21 protein-coding genes are annotated in these 23,333 nt (G+C 57.1%); 5 read left to right on the top strand and 16 right to left on the bottom strand.

Annotated features, from left to right (window positions below; genetic code table 11):
- Positions 1 to 27 precede the first annotated feature (27 nt).
- From HPY71_00835 to groL, 4 genes are all read left to right on the top strand, one after another.
- On the top strand, positions 28 to 789 hold the full coding sequence (locus tag HPY71_00835; protein ID NPV52052.1) for a YebC/PmpR family DNA-binding transcriptional regulator: 762 nt from the start codon (positions 28 to 30) through the stop codon (positions 787 to 789).
- A 341-nt stretch (positions 790 to 1,130) separates the two neighbouring features.
- On the top strand, positions 1,131 to 1,736 hold the full coding sequence (locus HPY71_00830) for a hypothetical protein (protein NPV52051.1): 606 nt from the start codon (positions 1,131 to 1,133) through the stop codon (positions 1,734 to 1,736).
- Positions 1,737 to 1,869: 133 nt separating this feature from the next.
- On the top strand, positions 1,870 to 2,151 hold the full coding sequence (gene groES / locus HPY71_00825; GenBank protein ID NPV52050.1) for a co-chaperone GroES: 282 nt from the start codon (positions 1,870 to 1,872) through the stop codon (positions 2,149 to 2,151).
- Positions 2,152 to 2,265: 114 nt separating this feature from the next.
- Positions 2,266 to 3,891, top strand: a complete 1,626-nt coding sequence (gene groL, locus HPY71_00820) for a chaperonin GroEL (GenBank protein NPV52049.1) — start codon at positions 2,266 to 2,268, stop codon at positions 3,889 to 3,891.
- Positions 3,892 to 4,036: 145 nt separating this feature from the next.
- Here groL and yunB read toward each other — a convergent pair whose 3' ends face one another.
- Together yunB and HPY71_00810 are read right to left on the bottom strand one after the other, a co-directional pair.
- The gene (yunB, locus tag HPY71_00815) at positions 4,037 to 4,705 is read right to left on the bottom strand and encodes a sporulation protein YunB (protein ID NPV52048.1); all 669 of its coding nucleotides are present in this window, start codon (positions 4,703 to 4,705) and stop codon (positions 4,037 to 4,039) included.
- A gap of 203 nt (positions 4,706 to 4,908) precedes the next feature.
- Entirely contained in the window at positions 4,909 to 6,129 is a 1,221-nt protein-coding gene (locus HPY71_00810) for a tyrosine--tRNA ligase (protein ID NPV52047.1), read from the bottom strand.
- A gap of 264 nt (positions 6,130 to 6,393) precedes the next feature.
- On the opposite strand from HPY71_00810, the gene HPY71_00805 reads away from it, so the two are divergent.
- Entirely contained in the window at positions 6,394 to 8,709 is a 2,316-nt protein-coding gene (locus tag HPY71_00805; GenBank protein NPV52046.1) for a penicillin-binding protein 1A, read from the top strand.
- On the opposite strand, the gene HPY71_00800 is transcribed toward HPY71_00805, so the two are convergent.
- The 14 genes from HPY71_00800 to thrS form a co-directional block, all read right to left on the bottom strand.
- Positions 8,619 to 11,168, bottom strand: coding sequence for an endonuclease MutS2 (locus HPY71_00800; GenBank protein NPV52045.1), 2,550 nt, complete (start codon positions 11,166 to 11,168; stop codon positions 8,619 to 8,621). The genes HPY71_00805 and HPY71_00800 overlap by 91 nt on opposite strands.
- Before the next feature lie 79 nt (positions 11,169 to 11,247).
- Entirely contained in the window at positions 11,248 to 11,949 is a 702-nt protein-coding gene (locus HPY71_00795; GenBank protein NPV52044.1) for a DUF421 domain-containing protein, read from the bottom strand.
- A 104-nt stretch (positions 11,950 to 12,053) separates the two neighbouring features.
- Positions 12,054 to 13,766 (bottom strand): DNA polymerase/3'-5' exonuclease PolX, encoded by a 1,713-nt coding sequence (polX, locus tag HPY71_00790; GenBank protein NPV52043.1) that lies wholly within the window; start codon positions 13,764 to 13,766, stop codon positions 12,054 to 12,056.
- A 97-nt stretch (positions 13,767 to 13,863) separates the two neighbouring features.
- Positions 13,864 to 14,034 carry a hypothetical protein gene (locus tag HPY71_00785; GenBank protein NPV52042.1) on the bottom strand — a complete coding sequence of 57 codons (171 nt, stop codon included), beginning with the start codon at positions 14,032 to 14,034 and terminating at the stop codon, positions 13,864 to 13,866.
- Between the two features lie 48 nt (positions 14,035 to 14,082).
- The gene (locus HPY71_00780; protein ID NPV52041.1) at positions 14,083 to 14,652 is read right to left on the bottom strand and encodes a CvpA family protein; all 570 of its coding nucleotides are present in this window, start codon (positions 14,650 to 14,652) and stop codon (positions 14,083 to 14,085) included.
- 5 nt (positions 14,653 to 14,657) lie between these two features.
- Positions 14,658 to 14,933: a cell division protein ZapA gene (gene zapA, locus HPY71_00775; GenBank protein NPV52040.1), complete on the bottom strand. Its 276-nt coding sequence runs from the start codon at positions 14,931 to 14,933 to the stop codon at positions 14,658 to 14,660.
- A 198-nt stretch (positions 14,934 to 15,131) separates the two neighbouring features.
- Positions 15,132 to 17,237, bottom strand: a complete 2,106-nt coding sequence (locus HPY71_00770) for a phenylalanine--tRNA ligase subunit beta (GenBank protein ID NPV52039.1) — start codon at positions 17,235 to 17,237, stop codon at positions 15,132 to 15,134.
- A 116-nt stretch (positions 17,238 to 17,353) separates the two neighbouring features.
- A complete protein-coding gene (gene pheS / locus HPY71_00765; protein NPV52038.1) occupies positions 17,354 to 18,373 on the bottom strand; it encodes a phenylalanine--tRNA ligase subunit alpha in 1,020 nt (339 codons plus the stop codon).
- A gap of 455 nt (positions 18,374 to 18,828) precedes the next feature.
- A complete protein-coding gene (locus tag HPY71_00760) occupies positions 18,829 to 18,921 on the bottom strand; it encodes a YqzL family protein (protein NPV52037.1) in 93 nt (30 codons plus the stop codon).
- A 53-nt stretch (positions 18,922 to 18,974) separates the two neighbouring features.
- Complete coding sequence (locus tag HPY71_00755) at positions 18,975 to 19,808, bottom strand: RNA methyltransferase (GenBank protein ID NPV52036.1); 834 nt, start codon at positions 19,806 to 19,808, stop codon at positions 18,975 to 18,977.
- Positions 19,809 to 19,816: 8 nt separating this feature from the next.
- Positions 19,817 to 20,176 carry a 50S ribosomal protein L20 gene (gene rplT / locus HPY71_00750; protein ID NPV52035.1) on the bottom strand — a complete coding sequence of 120 codons (360 nt, stop codon included), beginning with the start codon at positions 20,174 to 20,176 and terminating at the stop codon, positions 19,817 to 19,819.
- Positions 20,177 to 20,309: 133 nt separating this feature from the next.
- Positions 20,310 to 20,507 carry a 50S ribosomal protein L35 gene (rpmI, locus tag HPY71_00745; GenBank protein ID NPV52034.1) on the bottom strand — a complete coding sequence of 66 codons (198 nt, stop codon included), beginning with the start codon at positions 20,505 to 20,507 and terminating at the stop codon, positions 20,310 to 20,312.
- 83 nt (positions 20,508 to 20,590) lie between these two features.
- Entirely contained in the window at positions 20,591 to 21,085 is a 495-nt protein-coding gene (locus tag HPY71_00740; protein NPV52033.1) for a translation initiation factor IF-3, read from the bottom strand.
- A 352-nt stretch (positions 21,086 to 21,437) separates the two neighbouring features.
- Positions 21,438 to 23,324 (bottom strand): threonine--tRNA ligase, encoded by a 1,887-nt coding sequence (gene thrS, locus HPY71_00735; GenBank protein NPV52032.1) that lies wholly within the window; start codon positions 23,322 to 23,324, stop codon positions 21,438 to 21,440.
- Between the last annotated feature and the right edge of the window lie 9 nt (positions 23,325 to 23,333).

Below are 23,333 nucleotides of genomic sequence, written 5' to 3'. Positions count from 1 at the left end.
CAAAAAGAAAGGGGGAATGCGGCAAATATGTCTGGCCATTCCAAATGGGCGAACATCAAACATAAAAAAGCCAAGGCCGATGCGATGAGGGGAAGGGTTTTCACCCGAGTTGCGCGGGAAATCATTGTGGCAGCCCGGCAGGGTGGCGGGGACCCCGAGGCAAATTTCCGCCTGCGCATGGCTATTCAAAAAGCCCGGGATGTCAATATGCCCAACGAAAGCATAGTCCGGGCCATCAAGCGGGGCACTGGCGAGGGTGGCGAGGGCTCCAATTATGAAGAACTGACTTACGAGGGCTACGGCCCTGGCGGCGTTGCCGTGCTTCTCGATGTCATGACGGATAACAAGAACAGGACTGCCTCGGATATCCGGTATATTTTCTCAAAGCATGGTGGCAACCTGGGAGAGGCTGGGTGCGTTGCTTGGATGTTCGAAAAACGCGGACTTATAACCATGAATCGGAGCGATACTAGTCTCAGCGAGGATGACCTGATGAACTATGCCGTCGAGGCCGGCGCCGAGGATTTCAAGGCCGATGAGGAGACCGTGGAGATAATCACGAATTATGAGGATCTCGAGAGCGTCAGGGAATTCCTGGCCTCCAAGGGCCTCAAGCTGGCCACAGCCGAGGTGACGATGGTCCCCAAGACCACCATCCCCGTTTCAGGCAAGGAGGCCCGCCAGGTCCTCGAGCTTGTCGAGTCACTCGAGGATCATGATGACGTCCAGCAGGTTTACGCGAATTTTGATATTCCCGAGGAGCTCATGGAGCAGCTGGCTGAGGCCTGAAGCTTAGGCATGTAAGGCCTGCTGAGCCTGCCTGTGGGCGGCCTAGTGACCAGTTGGTGAGGTCTACCCGAATAGTAGCTATGCAGGTAGTAGATAGTAGATATGCGGGTAGATACCCGGGTAGACGCCCATGCCGCCTTCAGCGGCACCAGCAGGGAATGAAAATGGCCTTAGCTGGGGTAATGTCTATTTTCTAGGTAGGACATAGGACATGGTAGGAGATGCCATGTCCTATGTCTTTTTGGCATATTCCTCTGAATCCTGCGCAAGATAGATAAGGACGTGATACGCGGAATACACCCCGCGTGCGCCAACTCGAGTTTCAAGGCAGGAGCTCAGAAATGAGGTTGAAGATGTTGAAGATATTGTCCGGGGGGCGAGGCAGGCTCATTCTCTACGCGGGGCTGGTGCTCTTCGCCGCCAGCTTCATCTACGCATTTGCAAGGCCGGGTCACATCGGAAAAGGGCCTATTCCGGGACGCGAGCCGGTCTCCCTGTTCCGTTTGCCTGGAAAATATGGGGCTACGGTTTCCAGGATAGATTCCCGCACAAGAATCACGACAAAGGTCCTCTATGAATGCGGGCACGAGGAGATATCCGTCCGTGAGGCTCCGCCGGAGATGATCGGCCTGACAAGGGATGAGCTGGCGAAGGAGTGCAGTGACTGGGAAATCACCTCATTTGGCCCGGATAGCGTGGTCTTGTTCCAGCGGAGGCCGGGGATGGCGCCGCAGTGTCTGAGATCAATGTTTGTGGGCGTGAAGGATGGTTTTGTGACCGTCTTTTACGGCACACCCGAAAGGCCGTGCCGGGTGAAAAGCATCACCAGGATCCTCGCGCGGAGACTCCCGGCGAAGGAAGTGAAAGACCTCATGGCAGGCATCCCCGTTGACTCGGAAGCCGGGCTCCTCGGGATACTCGAAGGTCTGTCCGACCTCCAGAATTAAGACTTACCATCAGTATTAAAAATTTGGATCACCCTACTTGACAACTCAAAAAGCCTTCATGTAATATGTGATTAGATTGTTAGCACTCTCCTCTAGTGAGTGCTAAACCCGGGTGTAAAGGAGGTACGATCTAATGATAAAGCCGTTAGAGGACAGGGTCGTGGTAAAGGCAAGCATGCAAGAGGAAAGAACCAAGGGCGGTATCGTGTTGCCTGACACAGCCAAGGAGCGTCCCCAGGAGGGTGAGGTGATAGCCGTCGGGCCGGGTAAACTTCTTGAAAACGGCCAGAGGGCTCCTATGGATGTGAAACCTGGAGATAAGGTGATCTACGCCAAATACGGCGGCACCGAGGTCAAGATCGATGGGGAGGAGTACCTGATCCTCAGACAAAGCGACATCCTCGCCCTAAAGTAAAAAACTAGCTTTCGACCAAAGCAGGCTTTCAATTTGCTACAGGTTGGTCTACAGTAAATCCATAATCGATAACGGGCTTTAATCAATAACGTAGCGTGAGGAGGTACATAATCAATGGCTGCTAAACAGTTAGCCTTTTCGGAGGAAGCTCGCCGCTCCCTTGAAAGAGGCGTGAATATCGTTGCGTCAGCGGTTAAGGTTACCCTGGGCCCCAAAGGGCGCAACGTGGTCCTCGAGAGAAAGTTCGGTTCCCCTGTCATAACCAAGGATGGTGTGACGGTGGCGAAGGAAGTTGAGCTGGAAGACCCCTATGAGAATATGGGCGCCCAGCTCTGCAAGGAGGTTGCATCCAAGACAAACGATGTCGCTGGCGACGGCACAACAACGGCCACCGTCCTGGCCCAGGCGATCATGACCGAGGGGCTTAAGAACGTTGCCGCCGGGGCAAATCCGATGTTCGTCAAGAAAGGAATCGATAAGGCGGTCGCGGTGGCTGTCGATGAGATAAAGAAGCTCAGCATCCCGGTCGAGGGCAAAGAGGACATCGCCCATGTGGCGTCGATAGCTGGCAATGATCCCGAGATCGGCGATAAGATCGCTGAGGCTATGGACATGGTTGGCAAGGACGGTGTTATAACCGTTGAGGAGTCCAAGGGCATTGAAATCACCGTCGAAAAGGTCGAGGGCATGGAGTTCGACAAGGGTTATATATCTCCCTACTTCGTCACCAATGCCGAGGCCATGGAGGCCGTCCTGGAGGACCCCTACATCCTGATTCATGAGAAGAAGATCACCGCTGTGGCGGACCTGCTCCCGCTCCTTGAGAAAATCGCCAGGACCGGCAAGCCCCTCGTGATCATCTGCGAGGATATGGAGGGCGAGGCCCTGGCTACGCTCGTCGTTAACAAGATCCGCGGCGTCCTCAACTGCGCTGCAGTGAAGGCACCCGGCTTTGGCGACAGGAGAAAGGCCATGATGGAGGATATCGCCATACTCACCGGTGGCACCTTCATCTCGGAGGACCTCGGCGTCAAGCTCGAGAACGCCGACCTTGGAATGCTTGGACAGGCCAAGACGGTTAAGATCACCCGCGAAAAGACCACTATCGTTGAGGGCAAGGGTGACAAGGAAAAGATCAAGGGCCGTATCAACCAGATCAAGAAGCAGATTGAGGAGACCGACTCCGACTATGACCGCGAAAAGCTCCAGGAGCGCCTTGCCAAGCTTGCCGGCGGCGTAGCCATCATCAAGGTCGGCGCCTCGACCGAGACAGAGCTCAAGGAGAAGAAACACCGCATCGAAGATGCCCTGGCTGCAACGCGCGCGGCAGTTGAGGAGGGCATCGTCGCAGGCGGTGGCACCACCCTGATCAATATCCTGTCGGCCCTAGACAACATCAAGGTCGAGGGCGATGAGAGAGTCGGCGTGCATATCGTCCGCAAGGCTCTCGAAGAGCCTTTGAAACAGATTGCAAACAATGCAGGGCTCGAGGGCTCCGTGGTTGTCGAGCGCGTAAAGAATGAGGCCAGGAAGGGCTTCGGCCTCGATGCCGTAACCGAGGAATATGTCGATCTAGTCAAGGCCGGCATCGTCGACCCGGTCAAGGTCACAAGGAGCGCGCTGCAAAACGCCGCGAGCATAGCCTCAATGCTCCTGACGACAGAGGCCCTGATAGCCGACGTGCCCAAGAAGGAGCCTGCCACACCGCCATACCCGCCAGGTGGAGGCATGGATTATTAAAACGCTTGAGGCGGGCGGAAAAAGGCGCGGAGGGGACGACTCCGCGCCTTTTCTTTGCCCGGTCACGCATAATGCGATAACTACTCAATTGCTATCTGGAAAAACCAAGTGAACTCCTGCGTATTGACTTAGCTGCTGCTAGCTGCTATCTGCCTAGGACCGTGCCGTTATTGTTATTCTGTGAACCATCCAGGCCGAAGTAGACCTGGGGCACCTCGCCCATTATCATTACCTCTGTTATGGGGACCTGGCTCCTCACCTCTATATCGGAGCTTACGAGCGGGACCACGATCTTGATGCGGGCGATTACGTCAAGGTATATCCGGTGCCTGATCTGGTTGATCCCGGCCTGCTCAAACTTGCTGCTTATCTCCGTCCGCACCGTTCCCATCGGCACCACGCTGATGCGAATCCTGGGCCCCACGTTTGCCAATATCTGGCTGCCGAACGCCTGGCCGAGAGGAATCCAGACCTCCGTCTCCGTAATCTTCTTGAGCGTATCCTGCACTGCTATTGCTACATCCGATGTGAGACGGCTTATCTCTCCCGTATTGGGCTGCACCAGCACAACGCGGCCGCGGCTGTCTGGTCGCAGGGCATAGAGGTCCTCCCATTTGATGGTGCCTGCCACTTTCCGGCTGACGGCCTCGTTTATGGCCTCAGTGGCTATAACCCGGGCCTTGGCCTCGGCTATCTGCTGCAGGGTCGGCTTCAGGCGCCGGTCAATGACGACAAATATCAAAAACCCCAGTAAAAGCGCAAGGAAGGCTCCGGCAATCAGCCTTCGCCTCCTTATCCATGTTCTCCTTATCAATCTGAAGGTCCTCGTATAACCCCAGTAGGGTACCGGGGCCCGCCGCCTCCGTCGCCCAAACCACGCCACGCCAAACACCCCCGGCCACGAGACCGCTAGAGGCAAAGCCGGGAATTGACCCACGGATGGCGTCCGATTCCCGTGCATTAAATTCTATGCGAAAGGCCCGGGAATTTATACGCTTGCACGGTGCCCTTCCCGCCTTAGGCCAGGCGGATGACGGCAAACCTCCTCTTCCCGACCCTCACGAGCATGTCGTCCCTCAGCTCCACCGTCGCCGCCGGGTCCAGGATCCTCTCGCTCCCTATCCGCACCGCGCCCTGCTCAATGAGCCTCTTACCTTCGCTGCTGCTCTTCGCGAGCCCCGCCAGGGCCAGGAGCTTCGGCGCCCATATCCTGCCCTCCGAAAGCTCACCCCTGTCGATCGAGACCTCGGGCACGTCGTCAGGCACGTCGCCGCTCTTGAATATGAGGTCAAACTCCTCCTCAGCCTCCTGCGCCGCCCCGGGCCCGTGGTAGAGTGCTACGATCTCCCGCGCAAGCCTCCGCTTGGCATCCCTCGGGTGGAGCCTGCCGGCCTGGAGACCGTCCTCAATCCTCCGGACCTCATCCTCTGTGAGGTCCGTTGCGAGGTCATAATACATGATCATGAGCTCATCCGGTATGGACATCGTCTTCCCGTACATCTCGGCAGGCGGGTCGTTCACCCCGATATAGTTGCCCAGGCTCTTGCTCATCTTCTTTTCACCGTCGATGCCCGTCAATATGGGCATGAGCACCGCGACCTGAGAATCCTGCCCATACTCCCGCTGGAGCATCCTCCCCATCAGGATGTTGAACTTTTGATCCGTCCCGCCGAGCTCGACGTCGGAATGGAGGGCAACGGAATCGTAGCCCTGCATAAACGGGTAAAAAAATTCATGAATATATATGGGCCTTCCCTCATCAAACCTCTGGGCGAATTCCTCGCGCTCCAGCATCCTTGCCACAGTATATTTCGATGCTAGGACGATGACATCTTCGAACTTCAAAGGGGCAAGCCAGGAGCTGTTGAAGACCACCCTGGTCTTACCGGGGTCGAGGATCTTGAACGCCTGCTCCTGGTAGGTCCTGGCGTTGGCGAGGACCTCGGCCTCGGAGAGCTGTTTCCGGGTTTCCGATTTCCCTGTCGGGTCGCCGATCCTTCCGGTAAAATCCCCAACCACGAGCGTAACCTCGTGTCCCAGGTCCTGGAATTCCTTCAGCTTGCGCAATGCGACGGCGTGGCCGAGGTGGATGTCGGGCGCCGAGGGATCCAGCCCCAGCTTTATGCGAAGCGGCCGGTTCTCCTCTTGCGCCTTCTCGAATTTATCCAGCAGGTCCTCCTCCGAGACGATCTCCGCGGTCTTCCTCTTGATTATCTCCAGCTGTTTCTCGGGCTCCATAGATAACCCCATGCTCCTTCCGCTAACATATCCTTCGCTATCATATCCTTCGTGATCCTTCGCCCTACCCCGCAAAGCCCTCGCCTGTTTCATAATACCTTTCCATGGAAGTATCGTATCAGACACAGGGACAAGTGTCAACGTTTGAGGCTATATGATATAATAGGCCTTGGGTAGGCCCTCGAGAAGTGAGCTAATGCACGTTTATACATCGCGAGCCCATCAACTCGAAGTGAAGAGTCAAGACGAAAGGGGCATTGAACCATGAAAAGGATGCGGACCGGGAACCAGGGCCATGGTGGGGGCATCCTCGTAGGCCTGGCTATCCTCATTGTGCTCCTCATGTGCATCGCCGCCGGCGGGGTAATGGGGATCATGGCGGGCGCCCTGAAGAGCATGCCGAGCCCTGACGACATAGAATACAGACCGAGTCAGACGACAAAGGTCTTTGATATAAACGGCAAGCTCATAACCCAATTCTATGTGGAAAACAGGGTGTGGGCGCCTCTGTCCCAGATACCAAAGGACCTTCAACACGCAGTCATAGCCGTGGAGGATGCTCATTTTTACGAACATCATGGGATCGACGTGACGGCCATAGTCCGGGCGCTCCTCGCCGATCTGAGAAGCGGTCGAAAAGTCCAGGGAGGCAGCACCATAACCCAGCAGCTCGCCAAGAACGCCTTTCTCACGCATGAAAAGACTCTGACCCGGAAGATTCAGGAGGTATTATATGCAATACAGCTCGAGCGGCGCTACACCAAGGACCAGATCCTCGAGCTCTACCTGAATGAGATATACTTCGGACACGGGGCGTATGGAGTCCAAGCTGCCGCTCAGATATATTTCGGGAAGGATGTCAAAGACCTCACCCTCGCCGAATCGGCCATGCTCGCGGGCATACCCAGGGGGCCATCATATTATTCCCCATATGAAGACATGAAGGCCGCAAGGGATCGCAGGGCCACAGTGCTAGCGAGGATGGCGCTCCTCGGGTATATAACAAAGGATCAAGAGAAACATGCTAACGAGGCGCCCATATTCCTCGCGGGGCTCAAGCCCAAGAGGCACATCGGGCGGTATTTTGCGGATTACGTGCTCCAGCAGCTCCTCGCGCGCTACGGTCAGGATACGGTCTACAAGGGGGGGCTCAGGGTTTACACCACCCTCGATCTGAGGCTCCAACGTATCGCCGAGAAAGCGCTGGTCCAAAACCTGCCTAAAGGCAAGGTGGATTCCAAGGGTCTGACGCAACCCCAGGGGGCGCTTGTGGCCCTGGACCCGCAAACAGGTTACATAAAGGCGATGGCCGGCGGGCGCGGCGAGGATGAATTCAACCGTGCGGTTCAATCATACCGCCAACCAGGCTCGGCGTTCAAGCCATTCGTCTACACGGCTGCGATCGATAATGGCTACACGCCGGCTACCACCATCAACGATTCACCAACCGAATTCGTCATGACTGGAAATAAACGCTGGGTCCCGCGGAATTACGATAATAAATTTCATGGTCTGGTTACCATACGCCAGGCTCTGGAGGAGTCCATCAACGTGGCATCGGTTAAGCTCCTCGATGAGATCGGCATCGATACAGCAGTCCGGTACGCCAAGCTCATGGGGATAACCTCCCTCGTCGAGACGGGCCGCGTAAACGATCGCAACCTCTCGCTGGTCCTTGGTGGGCTCACGAGGGGCGTAACGCCGCTGGAGATGGCCGCCGCATATGCTGTGCTGGCCAACCAGGGGATAAAGGTTAGCCCCATGGCGATCATCCGTGTTGAGGACGCAAATGGCGCCGTGCTCGAGCGCAACATCCCCCAAAAGGAGATCGTCCTGGGCGAGACAACATGTTATGTAATGACAGATATGCTGAGGGGCGTCATCGAGCGAGGGACGGGAAAAGCGGCCAATGTTGGGGTGCCAGCCGCCGGCAAGACAGGCACGACAAGCGACAACACGAATGCGTGGTTCGTGGGCTTTACCCCTGATCTTGTGGCCTCGGTGTGGATCGGCAACGATGTGCAGGCCCGGCCCCTCGTATATGGCGGGGTCAGGATAGGCAGCGCAAAAGCCGCCCAAATATGGGGCGTCTTTGTCAGGGAGGCGCTCCAGAATGGCATAATCCAACCCCGCGAGTTCCCCGTCCCCAGCGGGGTTGTGCTCGGCGTGAAGATATGCAAGGAATCAGGTCTCCTGGCGACGCCCGCCTGCCCTGAGACCCGGACGGAGGTATTCGTCAAAGGCACGGAGCCAACCGACTATTGCAACCTCCACGGCAACTTCATACACGCCAGGGTCTGCCTGGATTCAGGGAAGCTCGCGACCCCGGATTGTCCGCCGGACAGGGTCGAGACGAGGACGTATCTCAAGGATTCCAAGCTCGAGGTCGCCCCTGATGGCACAGTATTATTTGGCAGCAGACTCCCGGAGGAATACTGCGATGTGCATAAACCATCTGCTGAGTCCTCAGCTCAGGCGCCATCCTCCGCTCAGGCGCCGTCCACGCAGAGCGATACTACGGTGACTCCGTCGCCGCCCTCCCCCGCCTCTCCAAATCTGAATCCGGCGACGCCGGAGTGATTCTTTAGATACTCGCGCACAGCCTGCCTGAGGGCGCCCGTGCCTTTCCCGTGTATTATCCGCGCCCTCGGAAGGCCCGCGAGGATCGCATCATCCAGGTACTTATCCACCCTTTCGAGGGCATCCTCGACCCTGAGCCCCCTGAGGTCAAGCTCTGTTGCTATCTCCCGCGCCTTCTCGCGCGAAATCTGATCAACCCCGGCCCGGACCTGGATCTGATCCTGAGCTTGAGCCTGAGCCTGGCTCTGTCTCTGGGCGTGAGGGCCGCGTGTGGCGGGTGTAAGCAATCCCGCGGGTGCCGTTGCCGCGTGCCCGGTATCGGCAACCTTCAGGAGCTCCCCCATGGGAAGCATGACCTTGACGACTCCTATCTGGACCTGCACCTCACCCCTGGCGTTGGGGCCAGCGACTATGCAGCCCTGTTGCTTGAATCTAGGCACAAACACCACGACCCCGGCCCTGGCGTCATCCGGATCATCCGGGGACAGTGGCAGGCCCATATCGCCTGCGCCATCGCCCTGGGCCGCGCCCTGCTGCCAATCTCCGTCTGCAGGCGCGAGATACGCCTCCTCGCCATCGAGCAGCTCACCGCTGGCATTTTCGAGGCCCTCGCGTATCTCCCTGATGGCATCCTCCAGCTCCGTCCTGGCCTTGCCAGCGAGGCTCGCCTTCCTTTCAAGCTCCCGCACCGCCCTTATCGTTTCTTCTGCCTGAAGCCTGGCCTTTCTCAGGATCTGCCTCGCCTCTTCTCTAGCCTTTTCGATGATCTCAGCACGCTTTTCCCTGACACGCCTGGCTTCCTCCTCATGCTCGCGCTTGAGCTGCTCCGCCCGCACCCTGAGCGCCTCAGCATCGCGGCGTTGAAGCTCCGAGCTTCGCATGTTCTCGGCTATGTCAGCTATCATATCTTCTACGCGAGTCGCGTCCGGGGCCATCATGGACCTGGCGCGCGCGATAACCTCATCAGGCAGGCCAAGCCGCGATGCGATCGCGAAGGCATTGCTCCGCCCCGGGAGACCTATCAAGAGCCGGTAGGTAGGGCGCAGGGTGATATCGTCGAACTCCACAGACGCGTTCCGGACGCCATCTCTGCGGTATGCGAATGTCTTCAATTCACTGTAGTGCGTCGTGGCGACCGTCCGGGCATTCCTGTCATGGAGGTACTCGAGGATCGCCATGGCCAGGGCTGCCCCCTCCTGGGGATCGGTCCCGGCGCCCAGTTCATCCAGCAGGACAAGGGAATTATCTCCGGCTTCGCGCAGGATGCGCACAATATGCGTCATGTGCGACGAAAAGGTGCTCAGGCTCTGTTCTATGCTCTGCTCATCCCCAATATCGGCGAAGACTTGACTGAATACGGCAAGCGTAGTTCCATAATCGGCGGGGACATGCAGGCCGGCCTGGGCCATCAACGTTAGGAGTCCTATCGTCTTCAGGGTCACAGTCTTGCCGCCGGTGTTGGGCCCGGTTATGACCATTGTGCTAAACTCACGCCCCAGGGATGGGTCTATGGGGACGACATCGCCCTTAAGCAGCGGGTGCCTCCCCTTCCGGATATTGATATGCCCCTCGCCATTGAGCTCTGGCTCGACGGCATCAAGCTCTTCGCTCATGCGCGCCTTTGCAAAGGCGAAATCGATCCGCCCGAGGGTTTCAAGCGTCTCATCCAACGCGCCAGCGGCGCTCGCCACCTTTGCGCTAAGCTTCCCAAGGATCCTGGCGATCTCCTCGCGTTCCTCCGCGCAGAGCTCGCGCAGCCTGTTGTTCATATCCACTACCGGCATCGGCTCGATGAACAGCGTCTGACCGCTCGCCGACTGATCATGCACTATGCCCGGCAGGTAGGACCTGAACTCCTGCTTCACAGGCACGACAAACCGGTCGTTGCGTATGGTGATGATAGCATCCTGGAGATATCGCTGGGTTTCTGAGGAGCGGATGAGTGAGTCCAGCCTATCCCTGATCCGCCCGTTCAAGGACCTTATCCCGGCCCTGATATGCTTCAGCCTCGGGCTCGCGGAGTCGTAGAGCTCGCCGTTTTCATCAATGCACTCGAAGACCGCGTCCTCCAAGTCCTTGGGCGGCTTGAGTCCGCCGGCAAGCCCCGCAATTACCTTAAAATCTTCTCGCAGCTCAAGCAGGAACCTCCTGAGCTTTCGAGCTGCAGCGAGGGTGTGAGCTATATCGAGAAGCACGCCCGGCTCGAGCGTCGACCCTATGCGTGCCCTGCGCACGGCCTCACGTACATCCCTCACGCCGCCGAGCGGGATCCCTGGGTGAAGGCGCAGAATCCCCCTGGCCTCGGTTGTCTCAGCCTGGAGGGCCCGGGCCTCCTCCAGGTCAGTAGCCGGAGCCAGCCGGTCAGCAAGCTCTGCCCCAAGACTACTGGTCGCAAGCCCTCGTAACAAAGTCTTGATTTTATCAAATTCAAGAACCCTCAGCGTTCTTGGATCGATCATGATAAAAAAATCTACCTCCCATTACTGCTACCATGATAACAGTAATAGGAGGTAGAGTCAATCTTATCAACCTAGCTTATCAACCAAGCTGCGTCTTATCGATGACCTTGGATTCCTTGAGCGAGACGTAAAGGTTTCCCTCTCCATCGAGGCTGGCGAGGAGGACCTCGTCGATCTTATCGACGCCGTGTTTATGGAGCCTGTCCTCCAGCCACTTCACGGAGAGGTTGAGCCTCTCCAGGTTCTTATACTGTATCTGGCCATCTGTCACGAGGGGGAAAGGCAACCCCTCATATGAAGTTGGAATGCCAAGGTCCTGCGGCGTGACCGGCCTCTTTTGAGATTTCGGGATCACGCTTAAATCCCCCGATGTCTCAAGAATCGCGTATTCCACATCAGCGATATTCGGTATATCCTTCTCCCGCAGCTGCGCGAGGAGGTCATCCAGGTTATACCTGGACTTGCGGAGATTGGATTCTATGATCCGCCCGTTTTCAACCAGGATGCTCGGACTCCCGGAGATCACGCGCCTGGCGGTATCGCTCTTCAGCGAGATAAACGCGGTCAATATCTCAGCGGCGGCGAGGACGGCTATTGGAACAATCCCATCCACCAGGGTGATCTTCTTCTCCTCGAGCGGCAGTGATGCCAGGTCGGCGATCATCACGGCAACAACAAGGTCAAACGGGGAAAGCTGGCCGACCTCCCGCTTACCCATAATCCTCGTAATAAATAAGACGAAGATGTACATTGCGATGGTCTTACCGATAACCTTGAACACGCATGGCACCGTCCTATACCATCAATATAATACGTGCTTTCTTTATGCGCCCTGACTCAGTGCTGCGGGCTACACGCGCTAGTATTGGTAAAAAGCCATGGTGTTTATTCGTCTAAAAATCTCAACAAGAGCCCGGCATCCCAGGCGTTTATGACATCCTCCTTGCTGAGCCACGCGCGCCTGGCAACCGAAACTCCATACCCCATGTAGCTCAGCTGCTCTCTCGAGTGCGCATCCGTGTTTATGGCGAGCTTCACACCCCGTTCCTTTGCCATCCTGGCATGAATGTCCGAGAGGTCGAGGCGGTCCGGGTATGAATTTATTTCCAGGGCAGTCCCGGTCTCCACCGCGGCATCGATCACGGCATCGATGTTTACGGCGTAGGGCTCGCGCCGGCCGAGAAGCCTGCCGGTCGGGTGCCCTATGATATCCACATGGGGATTTTTCATCGCCGCAATGATCCTTGCGGTCATCGTGTCCTCATCCTGCCGGAAGCCCGAGTGAACCGACGCCACCACGACATCCAGCTCGGCCAGGAGTTCATCGGGGTAATCGAGCGTGCCATCCCTCCGTATATCCGTCTCAATCCCGGCGAGAACCCTCACTCCAGGCGATGCCTCATTCAGTTCCCGGATAATCCCTATCTGGCGCCGGAGGGCCTCCTCCGACAACCCCCTGGCAACGCCGAGGGATTTCGAGTGATCGCAGATAGCGATGTAGTCATAGCCCCGGCGCCGGGCCGCCTCGACCATCTCCTCGATGCTCGTGACGCCATCGCTCCACGTGGAGTGTATATGGAGGTCGCCCCGGATATCTCCGGGCTCCAGCAGCGTCGGCAGCCTCCCCTCCCTCGCCGCTTCAACCTCACCTGCATCCTCACGCAGCTCGGGGGGTATGAAATCAAGGCCCAGGGACCAGTATATATCCTCCTCTCCGGTGACCGGGATCCTGATTCCATCCTCCCGGGATATGCCGTACTCGTTGATCTTCAGGCCCATCTCCCTCGCCATCCCGCGCAGTTTCACATTATGCGGTTTGGAACCCGTGGAATGATGCAGGGCCGACCAGAAAAAAGAAGGATCCACGACCCAGATATCTACCTTGATGCCGTCCCTGGCCATGACGACCATCCTGGTCCCGCCCCTGGACAGGACTTCGCGCGACCTGGGCAGCTTCTCGATGGCATCCATAACAGCGATGGCATCCCCGCTCGCCACGACGAGGTCGATGTCCCCTACGCTTTCCTTCCTGCGCCTCAAGCTCCCTGCGGCCCGGACCTCAAGCACCCAGGGCATGCGCCGTATGCTTTCAATGAAATCCTGAGCGATGGGCGCGGCCACGCCCAGCGGGATGCGGTTGAGGCGGCCCCTCAGCATCTGTATGCCACGCAGTATGTTTTGCTCCGTTTTCACGCCCATGCCGGGCAGCTCGCGAATCTTCCCGGCCCTCGCCGCGGCCTCGAGCTCCTCTATTCCGCCGACATGAAGGCGCTCATACAGGACGCGCGCGGTCTTCGGGCCCACGCCCGGTATATCCACGAGCTCAACCAGGACCCGCGGAACCTTCTCCTTCAGGTCTTCATAATACCGGAGCCCTCCCGTGGTTATGATCTCCTCGAGCTTCTTCCTCAGGGCTTCACCGATGCCCTCGATCTCCCCGAGCCTTCCCTCCGCATAGACGCTCGAGAGGGCCTCCGGGAGGCTCTCGATCTTCTCCGCAGCATGCCGGTACGCCCTGGCCTTAAAGGGGTTATCACCAGATAGCTCAAGCAGCTCAGAAATCTCCCAGAGGAGCGCCGCAATCTCCGCGTTGCTCACATCATTACGCACCATATCATGCACCACGCGACCAGCTCCCCGCCCCGCCCATGTTCATGCCTACGGCTCATGTTCATGCCCACGCTCACCGACTCCCTCACCGGCTCTTCTTCTTACCGGCAGCTGCCTGAGCCTTCTCCTTTTCCTTCTCGGCCCGCTCCGCCTCTGCAGTCGCCTTCAGGCGCTTATCCACTATGATATAGCCATAGATCGCAAATATCACCAGGGCACCAAGCACAACGCCAGTTATAATGTCTCCGAGACTCATACCCTTTCCCCCTTGCCGTCCTATTCGCTCATCATATCGCTTACAATATCACCTAACTCTAATCAACTGACTCCCAACTGCGGGCCCGGCCGGCACGAGCCTGATCCCATCGGGGGTGATTATAAGCCTTGGCGCCCCTGGCGGGAGGAGCTTCTCCACCTGCTCATAGAAGAGGGGTGCAGCCGCCAGTATCTGCCGGGCTACCACAGACTGCCCCACAACGTCGGTTACGCCCTTGAACGGGAGCGAGGTCAGGATGATCAGTATAATACACACGATGAGAAAACCCTTCAAGAGCCCAAAACCCGCCCCGCCCAGGCTATCAAGGATAGATACCGGCGACAGGCGGATGAACCTCGACCAAATGTGACCTATAATTGAAACCACCCCGATGACTATTGCACAAACTATAGCAAACCCCAGAACATTAGCGATAGTTCTGGGCATGCTCGCATAATACATTATCAGGTCGCCGACCTCCTCGAAGTTCTGGAACGCGAGGATGAGGGCGATGACCGTCCCCGCGAGCCCCAGGACCTGCCTCACAAAGCCCCGCTGCGCGCCGTTTATCGCGAAAAGGCCCAGGGTGGCGAGAATCACCAGGCTCACCCAATCCATGTGTTTCACCTCGCCTCCTCGATGAACTCCATCAGCTCCTCGTACTGGCTCTTGAGCCTCTCGAGCTCCTCCGCGATATTCAAAAACGCGAGAATCACAGCCTGGCTGCGCCCGAGCTTCGGGTTGAACTCCATGGCCGCCCGCACCCGGGCGTCGATATCCGCCGCCAGCCTCTTGATGTGCTCCGGGTCGGCATCCCCCCGGATAGTATACTCATCACCCAGGATCCTGACGGCCACGCGCACCTTCTTCTCAGCTCTATCGGTCTTGTCGATAGACAATCACCTCACCCCCTCGTAGCCGCAAGGGGCAGACCCCGCAACCAACAGGCCCCGGCATTCCCGGTGCTCCCGCCGCACTATCACATCTAACACCTGACTCTTCTGACACCCAACTCTAACATAGATTTAGCGAGAAAACCCCAAATTCCTGCCTCAAGGGATGAGGAAAACAAAATTGCCTCCCAGACCTACCATCCATCACTGTCTCACGCTCACGCCGAGCCCAGCAACTAGTTTATCCCTTACCTGCGACCAGATGGCGTTCACTTCCTCGTCTGTCAGGGTGCGATCCTGAGCCCGGTATGTTACGGAGAAAGCCAGGCTACGGTGTCCCTCAGGGATCTGGCTTCCTTCGTAGACGTCGAACAGCCTCACATCCTCCACGAGATCGCCCCCCACGCTTCTTATGGCCTCCTCGATGGCCTCGCAGGGCAGGTCCTTCACAGCGATGACCGCGATGTCCCTCACAACCGACGGGTGTCTCGGGAGCGGCCTGACATGCCCGGCAGGATCTGCCACGCGCACCAGCTCATCCAGGTCGAGCTCGAACAGGTAAGGCCTGCCCGGGAAACCCATGCCGGCCCTGACTTCGGGATGAAGCTCGCCAAAGACGCCAAGCTCGGTCCCTCCGGAACCTGTGCCGCCGAGGACCACCCTCGCACATCTCCCCGGGTGAAAGCTCGGGTGATCGCACCTCTCAAATGCGAAGCCTCTCACACCCATGCGTGACAGGAGCTCCTCTATCACACCCTTGATATCATAGAAATCGACCTCTCTTCGCGCGACACCCCACGAAGGAATGGAGAGCGACCCCATTGCCGCCCCTGCCAGGGTTTCCCTTTCCTTACAGCCCGAGGGCTCCCTACTGTCCTTGAGGAAGCGACGTCCGAGCTCGAAGACGGCGACATCTCTGTTTCCCCTCGAGATATTAAGCTCGAGAACCTCAAGCATGCTCCCGAGGAGGGTCGTCCTCATGATCGACTGCTCCTCGGTCAGTGGGTTCATAATCGCGATTGCATCCCTGCAGGGGCTATCCTGCGGCAGCCTGAGCACATCAAACATCTTCGGACTTGTGAAGCTGAAAGTTATCGCCTCAGAAAACCCGCATCCCCTGACGATATCGCGGACCAGGCCCATAAGCCGCCTGGCCCGGCCGGGCTCCCTCTCCGGCACAGCACCTGTGAGCATGCTTGCGTTGATCCGCTCATAACCATGGATGCGGGCGACCTCCTCAACGAAATCCGCCTCCCCCGATATATCGCGCCTGAAGGTCGGGACGGTCACCCTCAGATCATGCTCCCCAAGCCCTTCATGGTCCCCAAGCCTTTCAACGCTCATGGAGAGCCTCCCCAGAATCTCCGCTATCTCGTCCGCCGATATATCGATGCCGAGAAGACGGCCGATCCTCCCTGATCTCAGCGTGAATACCTTCGGCTCCTCAGGCGAAGGGTATATGTCCACGGCTCCCCGCGCCACCTTGCCGACGCCAAGCTCCTCCATAAGCTGGCATGCCCTGTCGGCTCCGAGCCTGGCATTGTTGGGGTCCAGCCCCTTCTCAAACCTCGTAGACGCCTCGGTGCGAAGCTTGAGCCTCCTTGATGTCCTCCAGATGCTCACCCTGTCAAAATTGGCCGATTCCAGGAGGATCGTGCGCGAGTCATCCCTCACCTCTGACTCCAGGCCACCCATCACCCCGGCGATCGCCACCGGCCTTGTGGCGTCCGCTATCACGAGCACATCGTGATCAAGGGGGCGTTCCTCGCCATCCAGGGTCACAATCCTCTCTCCCGGTCGTGCACGCCTGACGATTATCCTGTTTTCAGAAAGCAGGTCATAGTCGAATGCGTGGAGCGGCTGGTTTAATTCAAGCATTACGTAGTTGGTAATATCAACCACATTATTTATTGGTCGCACGCCGCAAGCCTGAAGCCGCCTCTGCATCCACAAGGGAGATGGGCCGACTTTTACATCATAGATGATCCTGGCGATATAGCGCGGGCACAGGCCGGCATCCTCAACAGCGACCGAGGTCATGTCCCCGGCCGTTCTCTCCCCTTCCCTCACCGTGACCTCGGGCAGGACCAGGGGCTTGCCGGTTACGGCTGACGCCTCCCGGGCGATCCCAACAATGGAAAGGCAATCAGGCCTGTTTGGCATGATGTCGAAGTCGAATACCAGCTCACCATCGTCCGATCGCTGAAACGCCTCGAGCTGCGTGCCCGCCATCGTGAGGCGTTTCGCAAGCTCCTCGTCTGTTATATCATAATCTACCAATTCCCTGAGCCATTTCGATGGAACAAGCATCTCGCCATCCCAACCTCCCACGGCTAAATCAGTATGCTAAAAACCTGCGAAAATCGGCAAATGACAAATGATAAGCTAATAAATCAAATGCTGAATCAGCAAATAATGAACGCCGCTCAGAACTGCCTCAACAATCTCACATCATTCTCGAAGAGCAGCCTCATATCATCTATACCGAACTTGAGCATGGCGATCCTATCGACGCCCATGCCAAATGCAAACCCGCTCACTTCTTCGGGGTCGTAACCCACATTGCGGAGCACATTGGGGTGCACCATCCCCGACCCCAGCACCTCGAGCCAGCCTGTGTTCTTGCAGACGCGGCACCCCCTGCCCCCACAGATCATGCACGAGATGTCCACCTCGGCGCTGGGCTCTGTAAACGGGAAGTAGCTCGGCCTGAAGCGAACATCGGTCTGAGGGCCGAAAAGCTCACGCGCGAATACCGCAAGCGTGCCCTTGAGGTCGGCGAAGGTCACATCCTCATCCACGGCCAGGCCTTCGAGCTGGTGAAACATCGGGGAGTGCGACGCGTCGCTGGCGTCTGACCTGTAGACCCTGCCAGGGACGACGATCCTGATAGGGGGTTTACGCTTTTCCATTGCCCGCACCTGCATGGGGGAGGTATGGGTCCTGAGCACCACATCTTCTGCGATATAGAACGTATCCTGGATATCGCGCGCGGGATGATACTTGGGCACATTCAAGGCTTCAAAATTATAGTAATCCAGCTCGATTTCAGGGCCCGTGACAACCTCAAAACCTAGTCGCGAAAAGATGCGCTCAAGCTCATTGTAGATTATGGTCACAGGGTGCATGCCTCCAATAGCTGGGCGTCTTCCTGGCATGGTTATATCAATTATCTCGCTCGCGAGCGCCCTCTCGCGCTCAATGGCTGCAAGCTCCCTCCTGCGGCTCTGGAGCCTTTCCTCAAAAGATGTGCGAGCGTCATTGATGAGCCTGCCGACCTCCGGCCTCTGATCCGGGGAAAGCTCACCCAGCCTCCTCAGGAGGAGCGTTATAAAACCCTTGCGGCCGAGATATTTCACCCTGAGACCCTCGAGATCGTTGAGGGTCCGGGCAGCATCGAGCTCCTGCAATGCTTGCGTAATAATTCGTTGAACCTCGTCGCGCATAGACTCGCCTCCTGTTCTTCCCCTTCTCCTATTCTCCTAGAAATCCTTCCCCTTTTTCTAAACTCCTACACCAAGTCCACCAGGAAAACCCTACACCAAAAATTACAGCCCCCGTCACAAGGACGGGGGCTGTAAACCCCGTATTACCACCCTGACCGGTGATGCTCTAATGTATGTACGTACCCCGTGTAACGGCCGGTGCCCGGCGCGGCCTACTTGCCCGCGGCTTTCAGCCTGCAGCTCGGGGGCGAACTTCAGCGGACCAGGCCCTAGGGACACTTGCAGTCTCCGGTGCCCCCTCCCTTGCGGGCCGCCGTCCACCTACTCTTCCCCGTCATCGCCTTTCTTCAATTTGTTACGAAATATATCACGCCTTGAATCACTTAAACCGTGTTAACCGTGTTCCTGTGTGTCTTATTGCAGCAAGGCCCCTCCTCCAGCCGCCCCCATCGTTTCTACTGCGTCCTGAGCCGTCGATAGATGAGGTATGCAGTGATGGAACCCGTTGCCTCAAAGATCCTCCAAAAGAAATCGGCGGTCAGCAGCATCCAGGAACCACACCCTTTCGAGGCTTCTGGGGAAATCTTTACGTTGAATTATATCACACGTTCATCCTCTGCCGCAAGGCTTCATAGATTAAAAGCGATGCAGCAACCGCCACGTTCAAGGATTCTGCCCGCCCAGGCATGGGAATAGCCACGGCTTCCTCCACAGAATTCAAGATATCGCCCCGGAGTCCCGAACCTTCGTTGCCCACGAGGATCGCGACGGGTACGCGAAAATCATGGTTGAAATACATAGTTTTGGCCCCAGCGTCGCCCGCGACGGTGCTTATACCGGCGGACCTGAGCGTCTGTAGCAACTCCAGCAGGCTGGCAACGCGCACGGTGGGGATATTGAAAATCGCCCCCATGGTCGCGCGCAGCGTCTTCGGATTGTATTCATCGGCAGTCGACCCGGTAAGAATAACCCCGCTCGCCCCGGCGGCGGAGGCCGTGCGTATAATGGTTCCAACATTTCCTGGATCCTGGAGGTTATGAAGCACTACAATGAGGGGGCTGGGTTGGGTCACCACCTCATCCAGCCGCGGCTCGAGCTTCTCCGCAACCGCGCATATACCCTGCGTCGTGGCGACATCGGCGACCGCATCGAGGACATGGCGGGATACTGTGAAACAATCAACAGGCCGCTCCCTCAACCGTTCGGCGAGGAGGCGGCCCCGGTCGCTCTCAAGGAGGTCGGGCGCGAAGAAGGCTGCGTGAAGCCTGGCACCGCTCGCCAGGGCCTCTTCGATGAAGCGAACCCCTTCAATCGCAAACCTTCCCTCCCTGTCGCGGTATTTCTTCTGGTAAAGCTTTCGAATATATTGTACCCGCGGGTTTCGAACGCTCGTTATCTGAGGTAGATGGCTACCAGCACAGCCACCAGGTACCATGCCTGATCCTACTCCCCGGAACTGCCTTTTGCAACCTGAACAAGCTCACTGAAGGCAGCCATGTCATTGATAGCAAGCTCGGCAAGCATCTTCCGGTTTACCTCAACGCCAGCCTTCTTCAGCCCATCGATCAGCCTGCTATACGAAATGCCGTTCACCCTGGCCGCAGCGTTAATCCGCGCGATCCAGAGCCTCCGGAAATCGCGTTTCCTATTTCTCCGGTCCCTGTATGCATATTGCAGGGATTTCATGACCGCCTCATTGGCGCGCCTGAAAATCTTGCTCTTCGCACCCGTGAAGCCCTTGGCAAGCTTCAATATCTTCTTATGTCTCCTACGGGTTACAAACCCGCCCTTCGCCCTTGGCATTACACTTTCCCTCCATTACACTACACCCGGCATTTGGAGCACGCATACTGGACATGCACGCTGGGCATGCATGCCGGGACGGATATGTGATGTGTGGATCCAATATCGTTAGAGACCGCGCTAGAGGCTGCAGTCACAGGTAGGGCACCAATTTCTTTACCTTCTTTGCGTCCCCAGGGCTCATGACCGCCTGCTTTCGCAGGTTCCTCTTGGTCTTGGGCGACTTTTTCTCCAGGATATGGCTCTTAAAAGCCTTGAACCTTATAATCTTCCCACTACCGCTGACCTTGAAGCGTTTGGCGGCTCCACGGTGAGTCTTAAGCTTAGGCAAAGTACTTCCCCCTTGAAAAATCTAGAATGAATCATGGATGAATCACGGCATGAACAATGGCCTGATTCGTGACCCCTAGAATATTAAGCCTGTCTCGGCGAGAGAATCATGATCATGCTCTTGCCCTCGACCCTCGGCGCTCTCTCTATAATAGCAACATCCTTTAACTCCTCTGCAAGATCCTCTAGCAAAGCCTTCCCTATATCGGCGTGAACGATCTCCCGGCCACGAAACTTGATCGTGGCTTTAACCTTGTCGCCATCCTTGAGAAACCTCTGGGCGTTCCTGACCTTGACCTCGAAATCATGCCCCTCGATCTTTGGGGTCATCCTTATCTCCTTGATATCGATTATGCGCTGTTTCTTCCTGGCTTCCCTCTCACGCTTCGCCTGTTCGTACCTATACTTTCCATAATCCATGACCCTGCATACAGGCGGTTTTGCCGTAGGCGCAACCTCCACCAGGTCGAGCCCTTTCTCCTCGGCCAGACGAAGCGCTTCCCTGAAGGGCATGACCCCTAGTTGCTCGCCCTGGTCCCCTATGACCCGGATTTCCCTGGCGCGGATTTCCTCGTTCACTCTCAAGTCTTTGCTGATGGCGCGTCACCCCCTGATTTTTAAAAACAATGAGAACCCAAATCCGTAAAAAATGGGCAGGTAGATTCCACCCGCCCCGCAAAAGCTAGCAAACCTCAACCAAATATAACCCGAGATGAGCTCGGGATTGGCTCTTGATACACAACATAATACCCTGCTGGCAGCAAACCTGGCCCCTGGGATCATAGTACGGCACCTGGGAGCGCCGCAGGGTGAGAAGCGGATGGCTTCTTCTTTTAGACATCCTTTTTGTCTTTTTGAGACTCTTCCAGGCAGCCCTGCCTGAGCAGTCCTGTGGTAGCAGTGTTTAGTATAGCATAAGTCTCACCCGAGGTCAATCAGAATTTCCAGATTTGGACGCCACCTCGGATAGGATGCGCTCCCTGATCCCATCGAGCTTCATCCGGCCGAGGTCACCTCCCCTGCGGCTCCGAACCGAGACGAGGTTATTCTCGATTTCCCTATCTCCTATCACGATCATATACGGAATCCGCTGGAGTTCCGCATCGCGCACCTTATAGCCGATCTTCTCATTCCTCGAGTCGACCTCGACCCTGAGGCCGGCTACCATTAAATCCCTCTGTATCTCCCGGGCTCTATCGATGTGCCTCTCCGCTATGGGCATTACCCTCACCTGGACCGGCGCGAGCCATACTGGGAAGGCTCCCGCATAATGCTCGATAAGCCCGGCGAAGAAGCGCTCCATGGAGCCCAGAACGGTCCTGTGAATCATAACAGGCCGGTGGGGCGCGTTATCCTCGCCCGTGTATTCAAGATCAAAACGCTCCGGCAGGTTGAAGTCTACCTGGATCGTCGGGCCCTGCCACGCGCGGCCAATGGCATCCTTGATTTTAACGTCAATCGCCGGCCCGTAGAACTTGGCCTCACCTTCCATGCGCGTGTACGGGAGGTCAACCCTCTCCAGGGCCCGCACCAGCGCGCTCTCTGCGAGATCCCATATTTCATCCGAGCCTGCGTACTTCTCCTTGTTCTGCGGGTCGCGCACTGATAACTCGATAAGGTATTCCGAATAGCCGAATGATTTCATCATGAACTGCATCAAGTCTATGACTCCGACAATCTCATCCTCCAGCTGGTCCGGTCGCACAAAGAGATGTGCGTCATCCTGGGTGAAGCCCCTCACCCTCTGCAACCCATGAAGCACGCCGCTCCTCTCATACCGGTAGACCGTGCCGAGCTCGGCCCAGCGTATCGGGAGCTCCCTGTAGGACCTGGTGCGCGACTTGTACATCAGGATGTGGAATGGGCAGTTCATCGGCTTTAGCAGGTACTCCACCCCATCTATATCTATGGGGGAGTACATATTCTCGCGGTACCATCCCCAGTGCCCCGAGATTTCCCACAGATCCCGCCTTGCGATGTGCGGGGAGTAGACTATATCATACCCGCGCTTTATATGCTCGGAGCGCCAGAAATCCTCTATGATCCTCCTGACGCTTGCACCCTTGGGGTGCCAGTAAACCAGTCCGGCTCCAGCCTCCTCGTGAAGGCTGAAGAGATCCAGCTCCTTTCCGAGCTTCCGGTGATCGCGCCGGGCTGCCTCCTCAAGGGTCTTCAAGTAGGCCTCGAGCTCGGACTCCCTGGGGAAGGCCGTGCCGTATATCCGCTGGAGCATCTCCCGCTTCTCATCCCCGCGCCAGTAGGCCCCCGCCACATTCAGGAGCTTGAAGGCCTTGACTTTCCCTGTCGATGGGAGGTGAGGACCGCGGCAAAGGTCGACAAACTCGCCCTGCCAGTAGAGGCTCACCGCATCATCAGGGATATCCTCCAGGAGCTCGAGCTTGTACTCCTCGCCCAGCTTCTGGAAGAGCCTTACAGCATCCTCCTTTGATACCTCCTCCCGGACAATCGGGAGGTCCTCGCCGATGATCTTTCTCATCTCCTTCTCGATTCTATCCAGATCATCTGGCGTGAAAGGGGTTGCCCGCTCAAAATCGTAATAAAACCCGTTTTCGATAGCGGGACCTATCGCGAGCTTTACATCGGGGAAAAGACGCTTTACCGCCTGGGCAAGGATGTGAGAGGTAGAATGCCTGTAGACCTCGAGATCAACCCCACTCGCATCAACATCGTTCAAGGCGGAAGGCTCGTTTAGGGAAGGCTCGCTTAGAGCATGGGAACTCGACATAAAAAGCACTCTCTCCTTTCCCGACCTCATACAAACAAAATGCAAACGCATACAAAAACTCGTCCCTGACATCCCAGGGAC

The sequence above is a fragment of the Bacillota bacterium genome (assembly GCA_013178125.1).
Lineage (GTDB): Bacteria > Bacillota > SHA-98 > Ch115 > JABLXJ01 > JABLXL01.
This window is presented reverse-complemented; position numbering and strand designations above follow the sequence as displayed.